Raw genomic sequence first — 13,289 nt, forward strand, 5'->3', positions numbered from 1 at the left:
GGAGTTATGCATGACGGCCATCACCTCAGATAAAAACGCCTCCTCCGGGAATACCTCGCTGTTCCGTATCGCCTTTGCGGTATTTCTGACCTATATGACCGTTGGTCTGCCGTTGCCGGTGATCCCGCTGTTTGTTCACCAGGAGCTGGGCTATGGCAATACCATGGTTGGTATCGCCGTGGGCATTCAGTTTTTAGCGACGGTATTAACCCGCGGCTATGCCGGGCGTCTGGCGGATCAGCACGGGGCAAAACGCTCGGCGCTGCAGGGCATGTTCGCTTGCGGGCTGGCGGGCGGCGCATGGCTACTGGCCGCGCTGCTGCCGGTAGAGGCTGCGTATAAATTCGCGCTGCTGGTGGTGGGGCGCTTGATTCTCGGTTTTGGAGAAAGTCAGCTGTTGACCGGCACCCTGACCTGGGGAATGGGGCTGGTAGGGCCTGCACGTTCCGGCAAAGTCATGTCCTGGAACGGGATGGCCATCTATGGTGCGCTGGCCGCTGGCGCACCGCTGGGTCTGTTAATTAATAGCCAGTTTGGTTTTGCGGCCCTGGCCGCTACCACGATGGTATTGCCGCTGCTGGCATGGGCGTTTAACGGTTCAGTACGTAAAGTGCCGGCTCATAAAGGTGAGCGTCCTTCCCTGTGGAGCGTCGTGGGGCAAATCTGGCAGCCAGGTCTGGGCCTGGCATTGCAGGGGGTAGGCTTTGCGGTGATCGGGACTTTCGTCTCGCTGTACTTTATGAGCCGTGGCTGGGCGATGGCAGGTTTTACGCTTACCGCCTTTGGCGGCGCGTTTGTCCTGATGCGGGTGTTGTTCGGCTGGATGCCGGATCGTTATGGTGGAGTGAAGGTGGCAGTGGCGTCGCTGGTGATTGAAACCATTGGCCTGGTGCTGCTCTGGCAGGCACCAACCGCGCCGGTGGCACTGCTTGGCGCGGCCCTGACCGGCTGCGGCTGCTCGCTGATCTTCCCGGCATTGGGTGTCGAAGTCGTGAAGCGTGTTGCCCCACAGGTGCGCGGCACGGCACTCGGCGGCTATGCGGCGTTTCAGGATATCTCATACGGCGTGACCGGGCCGCTGGCGGGGTTGTTAGCCACGTCGTTTGGCTATCCGTCGGTATTTCTGGCCGGGGCGGTGTCGGCGGTGGTGGGGATTGTGGTGACGCTGGTGGCGTTTCGTAAGGCGTAACAGCTTGCTGCCCGGTAGCGTAGCGCCACCGGGCGATAACATCACATCACCAGCAAGAAAATCGCCAGCGCAATAATCAACGCAATAAACATCAACCCAGGACGGGCGGAAAGGGTTTTAAAGGTTTCCACGACCGGGGCAAACAGCGGACTGTAGATCGGCTGGATATTGCGCACTTCAATCGTGCCATTTTCACGCTCGGTACGGCGGGTAAAGATCACGTTCAGCAGCTCCTGAACCTGGGCGGTCGTCAGCACCGTCTGCGGCGTCGCCTGCCAGTTCTGCTGAGCATAGTCCTGAATGTTGTTCCACTCCTGGGGTTCCAGCGGCTGTTTCAGCGCCGCCTGCAGAGTATGCAGCGTTGGCGCGCTTTGGGTGCTCAGTGTCTGGCGCGCCTGCAGCCAGGTGGCAAGATGAGTAAACTGTCTGGCCGGTATTAACTCACCCACTTTCACTCCCGACAACTCCAGCATCGACTGCCAGATCAGCTTGGTCGGCTCGCCCGTGGCAGCGGCAAGCCGGGTGACCATCTGCTTGAGCGTATTATGTTCGGCAGGCAGCAACGGGCGTTCGGTAGCCGGACGTTGCTGCGGCTGCGGAATGGTGAGCTGGTTATTTTGCAGCAGCGTCAGCACCGTTTTGAGCTGGTCAGGCGTCAGCTGGTGGAGCGCCGTGTGACCATACTGCTGGCGAATAAAATCGCTGACCGCCTGGCGGTTATTCCCCTGGCTTAACAGCTCCGTCAGCTGCGAGACCCTCTGCCGGGTAGTGTGGTTTTGCTGAGCGGTGTCCAGGCGCTGGTTCAGGTTTTGCTCTGCAGCAGGGAAGTGGCGCGACAGCATAGGGGCATCACTCTTCAGGCCCAGATCGTGTTTGACCCCGGCCCACACTTCCGCATTCTGCTGCGACGTCAGGGCAATCAGCCGGGTAATCAGGCGCTCCAGAACGGTGCGCTGCTGTGTGGAGAGGGGCTGTTCGCCTGCGACATGAGACGGACGCGGGCCGTCACCCGGAGGTTGCGGCGGCGTACCTGAAATGGGCTGCATCGTTAAAAAAATCCTTAAAGTCGTTACTCAGCGTAAACCAGGTTACGTATATGCCTGGCGGCCAGATTATGGCACACTTGACCGGTTAACTTCCTCTCAAACAGGTACTCAGACGTGAAAATCCTCGTTGATGAAAATATGCCTTACGCCCGCGAGCTTTTTAGCCGCCTGGGTGAGGTTAAGGCCGTTCCCGGACGCCCGATCCCGGTCGCAGAGCTGGACGATGCCGACGCCCTGATGGTGCGCTCGGTGACCAAAGTGAATGAGGCGCTGTTATCTGGCAAAGCGGTGAAGTTTGTCGGGACGGCAACCGCGGGAACCGATCATGTGGATGACGCGTGGCTGAAGCAGGCGGGGATCGGTTTTTCCGCCGCGCCGGGCTGTAATGCCATTGCGGTCGTGGAGTATGTTTTCTCTTCCCTGCTGATGCTGGCCGAGCGTGACGGGTTTAGCCTGGCCGATCGTACCGTCGGCATTGTCGGGGTTGGTAACGTCGGCAGCCGCCTGCAAAAACGCCTTGAGGCGTTAGGCATCCGCACGCTGCTGTGCGATCCTCCCCGCGCCGACCGTGGCGATGAGGGCGATTTCCACAGCCTGGACGAGCTGGTGGCCGAATGTGACGTGCTTACCTTCCATACGCCGCTGTTTAAAGATGGGCCTTATAAATCCCTGCACCTGGCCGATGAGGCGCTCATCAGCCGCCTGAAGCCGGGCACCATTCTGATCAACGCCTGTCGTGGTCCGGTGGTAGATAACGCGGCGCTGCTCAAGCGTCTGGACGCCGGTCAGGCGCTTAGCGTAGTGCTGGACGTCTGGGAGCCGGAGCCGGATCTCAACGTGGATCTGCTGAACAAAGTGGATATTGGCACCGCGCACATTGCGGGCTACACCCTGGAAGGCAAAGCGCGCGGCACCACCCAGGTGTTTGAAGCCTACAGTACCTTTATTGGTAAATCGCAGCAGGTGGCGCTGGATACTCTGCTTCCGCCGCCGGAGTTTGGCCGTATTACTCTGCATGGCCCGCTGGATCAGGCAACGCTGAAAAGGCTGGTGCATTTAGTGTATGATGTGCGCCGCGATGACGCGCTGCTGCGAAAAGTGGCGGGTATGCCGGGTGAATTCGACAAGCTGCGCAAGCACTATGTGGAGCGCCGCGAATGGTCTTCCCTCTATGTGATGTGTGATGACGCTGCGGCGGCATCACTGCTGCATAAGCTGGGGTTCAACGCCACTCATCATCCGGTTCGTTAATGTCTTCTTAATGCTCCCTGGCGGATAACCCGCCGGGGACGCTTTTTTATTTCTGGAGTAAACCACCATGTCTGAAGGCTGGAACATTGCCATACTGGGCGCTACGGGCGCCGTGGGTGAAGCCCTGCTCGAAACCCTTGCCGAGCGTCAGTTCCCGGTGGGGGAGATCTTTGCCCTGGCGCGCAATGAAAGCGCTGGTGAACATCTGCGTTATGAGGGCAAATCGGTACGCGTTCAGGATGCGGCTGAATTTGACTGGACCCAGGCGCAGCTGGCCTTTTTCGTTGCCGGGGCTGAAGCTTCCGCAACCTATATCGAAGAAGCCACCAACGCCGGCTGTCTGGTGATTGATTCAAGCGGCCTGTTCGCCCTTGAGCCGGATGTGCCGCTCGTGGTGCCGGACGTAAACCCGTTCGTGCTGGCCGACTACCGTAACCGTAATATCATCGCCGTACCGGACAGCCTTACCAGCCAGTTGCTCACTGCCCTGAAACCTCTGATCGACGATGGCGGCTTATCCCGTATCAACGTCACCAGCCTGTTGTCGGCCTCTGCTCACGGCAAAAAAGCGGTAGACGCGCTGGCCGGGCAGAGCGCGAAGCTGCTGAACGGGATTCCGGTGGACGATGAGGATTTCTTTGGTCGTCAGCTGGCCTTCAACATGCTGCCGCTGCTGCCGGATCGCGAAGGTAGCGTGCGTGAAGAGCGCCGACTCGTCGATGAGGTACGTAAGATCCTGCAGGACGACGGGCTGATGATCTCCGCCAACTGCGTGCAGTCGCCAGTGTTTTACGGCCATGCCCAGATGGTGGGCTTCGAAGCCATGCGTCCGCTGGCAGCGGAAGAGGCGCGTGACGCTTTTGCCCGCGGTGAGGATATCGAACTGTCCGAAGAGAGCGCGTTCCCGACTCAGGTCGGCGATGCAACGGGTAATGCCCGCCTCTCCGTCGGTTGTGTCCGCAACGACTACGGCATGCCGGAGCAGATCCAGTTCTGGTCAGTGGCCGACAACGTTCGTTTCGGTGGCGCGCTGATGGCGGTGAAAGTTGCCGAAAAACTGGTGCAGGAGTATCTGTACTGATGTCAGAAGTGGAACAAAAGCCGGTCCATAAAATTGCCCTCGGGATTGAGTACGATGGCAGTAAATATTATGGCTGGCAGCGTCAGAACGAGGTGCGCAGCGTCCAGGAGAAACTGGAGAAAGCGCTCTCTCAGGTGGCAAATGAACCTGTAAATGTCCTGTGCGCGGGGCGTACCGACGCGGGTGTCCACGGCACGGGGCAGGTGGTGCATTTTGAAACCACCGCGGTGCGCAAAGACGCGGCCTGGACGCTGGGGGTAAATGCGAATTTGCCTGGAGACATCGCGGTTCGTTGGGTCAAAACTGTGCCGGACGATTTTCACGCGCGTTTCAGCGCAACTGCGCGTCGCTACCGTTACATCATCTACAATCAGCGTCTGCGTCCGGCGGTGTTAGGCCAGGGCGTAACGCATTTTTATGAGCCGCTGGATGCCGATCGCATGCACCGCGCGGCACAGGCACTGATTGGCGAAAACGACTTTACCTCGTTTCGCGCGGTACAGTGCCAGTCGCGTACGCCGTGGCGCAACGTGATGCACATTCACGTCAGCCGGTATGGCGCGTATGTCGTGGTCGATATCAAAGCCAATGCCTTTGTACATCATATGGTGCGGAATATTGTTGGCAGCCTGATGGAAGTGGGCGCCGGACACCAGCCGGAGAGCTGGATTGCAGAGTTGCTGGCAGCGAAGGACCGAACCCTGGCAGCAGCAACGGCGAAAGCGGAAGGACTCTATCTGGTCTCGGTTGATTACCCGGATCGTTTTGACCTTCCAAAACCGCCAATGGGCCCGCTGTTTTTAGCGGACTAATAGCTGTGCAATAAAGGTTTAGACAATATGGATTTTATTCGCTTTCTGATTGATTTCATTCTGCATATTGATGTTCACCTGGCAGAGCTGGTCGCTGATTATGGCGTCTGGGTGTATGCCATTCTGTTCCTGATCCTGTTTTGTGAAACCGGGCTGGTGGTGACGCCGTTCTTACCGGGCGATTCGCTGCTGTTCGTGGCGGGGGCGCTGGCCTCTCTGGAAACCAACGACATCAACGTTCACCTGATGGTGGTTCTGATGCTTATCGCCGCGATCCTTGGCGATGCGGTGAACTACACTATAGGTCGTTTGTTTGGCGAGCGGTTGTTCAGTAACCCGGACTCGAAGATCTTCCGTCGCAGCTATCTCGATAAAACTCATGCGTTTTATGAGAAACACGGCGGTAAAACGATTATTCTTGCGCGCTTTGTGCCCATCGTCAGGACCTTTGCCCCCTTTGTTGCGGGAATGGGTCATATGTCGTACCGTCACTTCGCGCTGTATAACGTCACTGGCGCGCTGTTATGGGTGCTCAGCTTTACCTACGCAGGCTATTTCTTCGGTACCATTCCTATGATTCAGGAAAATCTCAAGCTCCTGATTGTAGGGATTATTGTGGTCTCCATTCTGCCGGGCGTGATCGAAATTATTCGTCACCGGCGCGCGGCGGCAAAACAAGCGAAATAAAAGCACAACTGCGGTTCGACCACTTTTTTATCCAAAGTTTCGGGCTGTTATGTTTTAATGTGCAACATTCATGGTCTGTCGGGGGCAAAAATGGCATTATGCGCCCCTTACAGCAAACCTGGTTCAGGCAGAAAGGTTATCAATGAGCTGGATTGAACGAATTAAAAGTAACATCACCCCAACCCGCAAAGCGAGTATTCCTGAAGGGGTGTGGACCAAATGTGACAGCTGTGGCCAGGTCCTGTACCGCGCCGAGCTGGAGCGTAATCTGGAAGTTTGTCCTAAGTGCGATCATCACATGCGTATGTCGGCGCGTAACCGCCTGCATAGCCTGCTGGATGAAGGTTCTCTGGTTGAACTGGGCAGCGAGCTTGAGCCGAAAGATGTGCTGAAGTTCCGCGACTCCAAAAAATACAAAGACCGTCTGGCCTCTGCGCAGAAAGAGACCGGCGAGAAAGACGCCCTGGTCGTGATGAAAGGCACCCTGCACGAGATGCCGGTTGTGGCGGCAGCGTTTGAGTTCTCCTTCATGGGCGGCTCAATGGGTTCCGTGGTTGGCGCGCGCTTCGTGCGTGCGGTAGAGCAGGCGCTGGAAGACAACTGTCCGCTGATCTGCTTCTCCGCCTCCGGTGGTGCCCGTATGCAGGAAGCGCTGATGTCGCTGATGCAGATGGCAAAAACCTCCGCCGCGCTGGCGAAAATGCAGGAACGCGGTCTGCCGTACATCTCCGTACTGACCGACCCGACCATGGGTGGTGTATCGGCGAGCTTCGCGATGCTGGGCGACCTGAACGTTGCTGAGCCGAAAGCGTTGATCGGCTTTGCTGGCCCGCGCGTTATCGAACAAACGGTACGTGAGAAACTGCCGCCGGGCTTCCAGCGCAGTGAATTCCTTATCGAGAAAGGCGCTATCGACATGATCGTTCGCCGCCCGGAGATGCGCCTGAAACTGGCCAGCATCCTGGCGAAGCTGATGAATCTGCCGTCGCCGAGCCCGGATGAACCGCGCGAAGGCGTGGTAGTACCGGATCAGGAACCCGAGGCCTGATAACTCAAAAGGGCAGGGCCAGTGGCGCTGCCCTTTTGCTTTCTAACCGTAACTGAAAAGCGCGCAACATGGAAAATATCACTCTTCCCCAAGCCACGTCGCCTCTGGCCGCGTGGCTTTCTTATCTGGAAAACCTGCACAGTAAAGCCATCGACATGGGACTTGAGCGCGTCAGCCAGGTAGCGGCGCGCCTTGATGTTCTGAAACCGGCTCCTTTTGTTTTTACCGTCGCGGGCACCAACGGCAAAGGCACCACCTGCCGCACGCTGGAATCCATGCTGATGGCAGCGGGCTACAAAGTGGGCGTCTACAGCTCGCCGCATCTGGTGCGCTATACCGAGCGCGTTCGAGTGCAGAACGCAGAGTTAGCCGAATCGGCGCATACTGCCGCGTTCGCAGAAATTGAAGCCGCGCGCGGTGATATCTCTCTGACCTATTTTGAATATGGCACGCTGTCGGCGCTGTGGCTGTTTAAGCAGGCGCAGCTGGACGTGGTGATCCTCGAAGTCGGGTTAGGTGGGCGTCTGGACGCCACTAACATTGTGGATCCAGACGTGGCGGTGGTCACCAGCATCGCGCTGGATCATACCGACTGGCTGGGGCCAGATCGGGAAAGCATTGGCCGTGAAAAAGCCGGTATATTCCGGGCCGGTAAACCAGCCATTGTCGGTGAACCCGATATGCCGCACACCATCGCTGACGTGGCGCAGGAGAAGGGCGCCCTGTTGCAGCGTCGCGACGTGGACTGGCGCTACAGCGTGACAGAGAGTGGCTGGCGCTTTGAAGACGCCAAAGGCGCGCTGGAGAACTTACCGTTGCCGCAGGTGCCGCAGCCGAATGCCGCCACGGCGCTGGCCGCATTGCGCGCCAGCGGTTTGACTGTTAACGAGCAGGCTATTCGCGACGGCATTCAGCAGGCGATTCTGGCCGGACGTTTCCAGATCGTCAGCGAATCACCGCGTCTGATTCTGGATGTCGCCCATAACCCCCATGCGGCTGCCTATCTCGCCGGACGTCTCAAATCATTGCCAAAAACCGGGCGCGTGCTGGCGGTTATCGGTATGCTTCATGATAAAGATATTGGCGGCACGCTGGCCTGCATGGAGAGTGTGGTCGATAGCTGGTATTGTGCACCTCTTGAAGGTCCGCGTGGGGCTACGGCCGAACAGCTGATGCAACACCTCGGCCAGGGCCAGACCTTTGCCAGCGTGGAACTGGCGTGGCGCGCGGCAATGGCGGACGCCAGACCAGAAGATACCGTGCTGGTGTGTGGATCCTTCCACACGGTGGCACATGTCATGGACGTAATGGATGCGGGGAGAACCGGTGGCAAGTAAGTTTCAGAACCGTTTAGCAGGCACCATTGTGCTGGTGGCGCTGGGGGTCATTATTCTCCCGGGGCTGCTTGATGGACAGAAAAAACATTATCAGGATGAGTTTGCGGCGATCCCGCTGGTGCCGAAACCTGGCGACCGGGATGAGCCGGATATGCTGCCAGCGGCGACACAGGCGTTACCTGCTCAGCCGCCGGAAGGCGCGGCTGAAGAGGTGCAGGCGGGCGATGCCGCGGCACCATCCTTAGATCCGTCGCGTCTGGCGTCCGGTAACAATAACGAACTGGATCCCGTTCCGGCGCCGGTCGAGCAATATGCGCCAAAGCCGGTGCAAAAACCGAAACCGGTTGAGAAGCCGCAGCCAAAACCTCAGCGCGATAACACCAGCCAGCAGCTGGCGGCGGCGACGGAAACCCCACCGGCCAAACCGGCGGCAGAAGAGAAACCGGCGCCAACCGGTAAAGCCTATGTCGTGCAGCTCGGCGCATTGAAAAATGCCGACAAGGTTAACGAGGTGGTGGCTAAACTCCGTGGCGCGGGGTACCGCGTTTACACTTCACCTACGACGCCGGTACAGGGTAAAATTACCCGTATTCTCGTCGGCCCGGATGCATCTAAAGATAAGCTGAAAGGATCGCTTGGAGAGCTGAACCAACTCTCCGGCCTGAGCGGCGTGGTGATGAACTACAACGTTAATTAATGTAGGTTTTTTTCCCCTGCCACTGCTGTTTTTCTTTAAAGGAGAGTGCCGGAGGAGGGGAGGGCAGGCGTCCGAAGAGACGCAACGGCCAGTGGCGTTGATTATTTTTTCAGCGCCTTTTTTATTTACGCGTGGGAAGGAAATCCCTACGCAAACGTTTTCTTTTTCTGTTAGAATTCGCCCCGAACTGGATGACAGGGCGTTTAATCGTGGGACGTATATGGTCTGGATTGATTACGCCATCATTGCGGTGATAGGTTTTTCCTGTCTGGTTAGCCTGATCCGTGGCTTTGTTCGTGAAGCGTTATCGCTGGTAACCTGGGGCTGTGCCTTCTTTGTTGCCAGTCATTACTACACTTACCTGTCTGTCTGGTTCACGGGCTTTGAAGATGAACTGGTTCGAAATGGGATTGCTATCGCGGTGCTGTTTATCGCGACGCTGATTGTCGGCGCCATTGTTAACTACGTGATCGGCCAACTGGTTGAAAAAACCGGTTTGTCAGGAACGGACAGGGTGCTCGGGATCTGTTTCGGTGCATTGCGAGGCGTGTTGATTGTCGCCGCGATACTGTTCTTCCTTGATACCTTTACCGGGTTCTCAAAAAGTGAAGACTGGCAGAAATCGCAGCTGATCCCGCAGTTCAGCTTCATCATCAGATGGTTCTTCGACTATCTGCAAAGCTCGTCGAGTTTTTTGCCCAGGGCATAAACCCTGAGATGTGGCTTAACGAGGAAATGACGAATGTGCGGTATTGTCGGTATCGCCGGTTTCATGCCGGTAAACCAGTCTATTTATGACGCATTATCGGTGCTTCAGCACCGTGGGCAGGATGCCGCGGGTATCATCACCATTGATGCACACAACTGCTTCCGTTTACGTAAGGCTAACGGCCTGGTAAACGATGTGTTTGAAGCCCGCCATATGCAGCGTCTGCAGGGTAATATGGGTATTGGTCACGTTCGTTACCCTACCGCAGGCAGTTCCAGCGCCTCTGAAGCGCAGCCTTTCTACGTTAACTCTCCGTATGGCATCACGCTTGCCCACAACGGCAACCTGACCAATGCCCACGAGCTGCGTAAAAAGCTGTTTGAAGAGAAGCGTCGCCACATTAACACCACTTCAGATTCTGAAATTCTGCTTAACGTCTTTGCCAGCGAACTGGATAACTTCCGTCACTATCCGCTGGAAGCCGACAACATTTTTGCTGCCGTGGCGGCCACTAACCGTCTGATTCGCGGTGCCTATGCCTGCGTAGCGATGATTATCGGCCACGGTATGGTCGCGTTCCGCGATCCGAACGGTATTCGCCCGCTGGTGCTGGGTAAACGCGATATTGGCGATGGCCGTACCGAGTATATGGTTGCCTCCGAAAGCGTGGCGCTGGATACCCTGGGCTTTGAGTTCCTGCGTGACGTTGCCCCAGGTGAAGCGGTCTATATTACCGAAAAAGGCCAGCTGTTCACCCGCCAGTGCGCGGAAAACCCGGTCAGCAACCCGTGCCTGTTCGAGTACGTCTACTTTGCCCGTCCAGACTCCTTCATCGACAAGATCTCCGTCTATAGCGCCCGTGTGAACATGGGAACCAAGCTCGGCGAGAAGATTGCTCGCGAGTGGGAAGACCTGGATATCGACGTGGTTATCCCTATCCCGGAAACCTCCTGCGATATCGCGCTGGAGATGGCGCGTATCCTGGGTAAACCGTATCGCCAGGGCTTTGTGAAAAACCGCTATGTTGGCCGCACCTTTATTATGCCAGGCCAGCATCTGCGCCGGAAATCAGTACGCCGTAAGCTGAACGCCAACCGCGCTGAGTTCCGCGACAAGAACGTTCTGCTGGTGGATGACTCCATCGTGCGTGGCACCACTTCAGAGCAGATTATTGAGATGGCCCGTGAAGCGGGTGCGAAGAAGGTTTATCTGGCTTCTGCGGCACCGGAAATTCGCTTCCCGAACGTGTACGGCATTGACATGCCAACGGCCAACGAGCTGATTGCTCACGGTCGCGAAGTGGACGAGATCCGCCAGATCATCGGTGCCGATGGCCTGATTTTCCAGGATCTCAACGATCTGATCGACGCGGTGCGCGCCGAGAACCCGGATATCCAGCAGTTTGAGTGTTCGGTGTTTAACGGCATCTACGTTACCAAAGACGTGGACCAGCAGTATCTCGACTACCTCGACTCTCTGCGTAACGACGATGCGAAAGCCGTGCAAATGGCAAACGATCTCGAAAGCTTAGAGATGCACAACGAAGGTTAATCGTAATCACAGGCGAGGGCGTCTGCCCTCGCTTGCAACTCCCGCCAAAATCCTGCACAGTCAGCCCAGTTACAGTAAGGGCGATAATCATGAAACGATTGATAGTAGGGATCTCAGGGGCCAGCGGCGCGATTTACGGTGTCCGTTTGCTGCAGGTATTACGCGACGTCGCAGACGTTGAAACCCATCTGGTGATGAGCCAGGCCGCGCGTCAGACTCTCTCTCTCGAAACCGACTATTCCCTGCGTGACGTTCAGGCATTAGCCGACGTGGTGCATGATGCGCGCGATATCGCCGCCAGCATCTCCTCCGGCTCGTTTAAGACCACGGGCATGGTGATCCTGCCTTGTTCCATCAAAACCCTCTCCGGCATCGTCAACAGCTACACCGATACCCTGGTGACCCGCGCCGCTGACGTGGTGCTGAAAGAGCGCCGCCCGCTGGTACTCTGCGTACGCGAAACCCCGCTCCATCTGGGCCATCTGCGGCTGATGACTCAGGCGGCCGAACTGGGGGCGGTGATCATGCCGCCGGTTCCGGCGTTTTATCACCGTCCGCAAAGCCTGGATGAGATCATAAATCAAACGGTGAACCGGGTGATTGACCAGTTCGACATTGAACTGCCGGACGATCTCTTTACCCGCTGGCAGGGCGTCTGACGGGAAAGATGACCTGCCGTGGGGCAGGTCAGCGCAACGTGCCCTGTTTCAGGGCAATTCTGCAACCGCGATCATATCCTCAACATTTAATTCCTTTTTTCCTTTCTTCCCACTGCGGTTCGTTTGGCAGACCTGCTATCTTTCACCATTAAGGCAATCTTGCAACCTTTCGTTAACAAATTTAACGCCGTAGTTTTGCGCCAGACGCAATCTGGCATAAGACCTGCAAGAGATCGCCTGCAACAACACACAACATCATCTATTACATAATAAAATCACGACACTTGAGGGTAATGTATGAAGAAGACGGTTCTGGCTCTGTCTTTGCTGGTGGGATTAAGCGCAGCGGCAAGCAGCTATGCGGCGCTCCCACAGACCGTACGTATCGGTACTGACGCGACCTATGCGCCGTTCTCATCGAAAGATGCGAAGGGCGACTTTGTTGGGTTTGATATCGACCTGGGGAATGAGATGTGCAAACGCATGTCCGTGAAATGCACCTGGGTGGGCAGTGACTTTGATGCGCTGATCCCATCGCTGAAAGCCAAGAAAATCGACGCGATTATCTCTTCGCTCTCTATCACTGAGAAACGCCAGCAGGAGATCGCTTTCTCTGAAAAACTGTACGCAGCCGACTCACGCCTGATTGCGGCGAAAGGCTCCCCTGTTCAGCCCACCATCGATTCCCTGAAAGGTAAGCACGTTGGCGTCCTGCAAGGCTCCACGCAGGAAGGCTTTGCCAATGCCAACTGGCGTGAAAAGGGCGTTGATGTCGTGGCTTACCAGAACCAGGATCTGATCTATTCCGACCTGGCCGCAGGGCGTCTGGATGCCGCTTTCCAGGATGAAGTCGCAGCAAGCGAAGGCTTCCTGAAACAACCGGCAGGGAAAGAGTTTGCTTTTGCTGGCCCGTCGGTTAAAGACAAAAAGTACTTTGGTGACGGTACCGGGATCGGCCTGCGTAAAGACGATACCGAGCTGAAAGCGGCCTTTGATAAAGCCTTTACCGAACTGCGTAAAGACGGCACCTACGACAAACTGGCGAAGAAATACTTCGACTTCAATGTCTACGGCGACTAACCGTTACTGACGGGTGCGCACCACAATGGCTCACCGTTATGGTGCGTAGCGGCAATTGCGAACCATCGCGGTGCAGCCACTGTGCCGGGCTGGTTATAAAGTGAATAGTTAAGCACTCGCAATGCACTTTTTCGCGCGTGCG

The 13,289-nt window shown here is 56.8% G+C and carries 13 protein-coding genes; 12 read left to right on the top strand and 1 reads right to left on the bottom strand.

Annotated features, from left to right (window positions below; translation table 11 throughout):
• Nucleotides 1-10: 10 nt before the first annotated feature.
• Entirely contained in the window at nucleotides 11-1,189 is a 1,179-nt protein-coding gene (locus tag C3F35_RS18795) for an MFS transporter (protein WP_077227435.1), read from the top strand.
• Between the two features lie 41 nt (nucleotides 1,190-1,230).
• Here C3F35_RS18795 and flk read toward each other — a convergent pair whose 3' ends face one another.
• Nucleotides 1,231-2,235, bottom strand: coding sequence for a flagella biosynthesis regulator Flk (gene flk, locus C3F35_RS18800; protein ID WP_032612855.1), 1,005 nt, complete (start codon nucleotides 2,233-2,235; stop codon nucleotides 1,231-1,233).
• Between the two features lie 114 nt (nucleotides 2,236-2,349).
• On the opposite strand from flk, the gene pdxB reads away from it, so the two are divergent.
• The 11 genes from pdxB (at nucleotide 2,350) to argT (ending at nucleotide 13,147) form a co-directional block, all read left to right on the top strand.
• On the top strand, nucleotides 2,350-3,486 hold the full coding sequence (gene pdxB, locus C3F35_RS18805; protein WP_103792212.1) for a 4-phosphoerythronate dehydrogenase PdxB: 1,137 nt from the start codon (nucleotides 2,350-2,352) through the stop codon (nucleotides 3,484-3,486).
• A gap of 67 nt (nucleotides 3,487-3,553) precedes the next feature.
• A complete protein-coding gene (locus C3F35_RS18810) occupies nucleotides 3,554-4,567 on the top strand; it encodes an aspartate-semialdehyde dehydrogenase (RefSeq protein WP_059307462.1) in 1,014 nt (337 codons plus the stop codon).
• The gene (gene truA / locus C3F35_RS18815; protein ID WP_032612848.1) at nucleotides 4,567-5,379 is read left to right on the top strand and encodes a tRNA pseudouridine(38-40) synthase TruA; all 813 of its coding nucleotides are present in this window, start codon (nucleotides 4,567-4,569) and stop codon (nucleotides 5,377-5,379) included. The genes C3F35_RS18810 and truA overlap by 1 nt, the downstream gene beginning before the upstream one ends.
• Nucleotides 5,380-5,406: 27 nt before the next feature.
• Nucleotides 5,407-6,066 (top strand): DedA family protein, encoded by a 660-nt coding sequence (locus C3F35_RS18820; protein ID WP_059307463.1) that lies wholly within the window; start codon nucleotides 5,407-5,409, stop codon nucleotides 6,064-6,066.
• Nucleotides 6,067-6,208: 142 nt separating this feature from the next.
• On the top strand, nucleotides 6,209-7,114 hold the full coding sequence (accD, locus tag C3F35_RS18825; protein ID WP_032612845.1) for an acetyl-CoA carboxylase, carboxyltransferase subunit beta: 906 nt from the start codon (nucleotides 6,209-6,211) through the stop codon (nucleotides 7,112-7,114).
• A gap of 68 nt (nucleotides 7,115-7,182) precedes the next feature.
• Nucleotides 7,183-8,451, top strand: coding sequence for a bifunctional tetrahydrofolate synthase/dihydrofolate synthase (gene folC / locus C3F35_RS18830; protein ID WP_059307464.1), 1,269 nt, complete (start codon nucleotides 7,183-7,185; stop codon nucleotides 8,449-8,451).
• A complete protein-coding gene (dedD, locus tag C3F35_RS18835; RefSeq protein ID WP_059309083.1) occupies nucleotides 8,441-9,148 on the top strand; it encodes a cell division protein DedD in 708 nt (235 codons plus the stop codon). The genes folC and dedD overlap by 11 nt, the downstream gene beginning before the upstream one ends.
• 220 nt (nucleotides 9,149-9,368) lie before the next feature.
• On the top strand, nucleotides 9,369-9,857 hold the full coding sequence (gene cvpA, locus C3F35_RS18840; RefSeq protein ID WP_032612840.1) for a colicin V production protein: 489 nt from the start codon (nucleotides 9,369-9,371) through the stop codon (nucleotides 9,855-9,857).
• Nucleotides 9,858-9,890: 33 nt separating this feature from the next.
• Nucleotides 9,891-11,408, top strand: coding sequence for an amidophosphoribosyltransferase (gene purF, locus C3F35_RS18845; protein WP_032612838.1), 1,518 nt, complete (start codon nucleotides 9,891-9,893; stop codon nucleotides 11,406-11,408).
• 89 nt (nucleotides 11,409-11,497) lie between these two features.
• A complete protein-coding gene (locus C3F35_RS18850; RefSeq protein ID WP_032612836.1) occupies nucleotides 11,498-12,067 on the top strand; it encodes a UbiX family flavin prenyltransferase in 570 nt (189 codons plus the stop codon).
• Nucleotides 12,068-12,364: 297 nt separating this feature from the next.
• A complete protein-coding gene (gene argT / locus C3F35_RS18855) occupies nucleotides 12,365-13,147 on the top strand; it encodes a lysine/arginine/ornithine ABC transporter substrate-binding protein ArgT (RefSeq protein ID WP_032612833.1) in 783 nt (260 codons plus the stop codon).
• Nucleotides 13,148-13,289 lie beyond the last annotated feature (142 nt).

The sequence above is a fragment of the Leclercia sp. LSNIH3 genome (genome assembly GCF_002935105.1).
GTDB lineage: Bacteria > Pseudomonadota > Gammaproteobacteria > Enterobacterales > Enterobacteriaceae > Enterobacter > Enterobacter adecarboxylatus.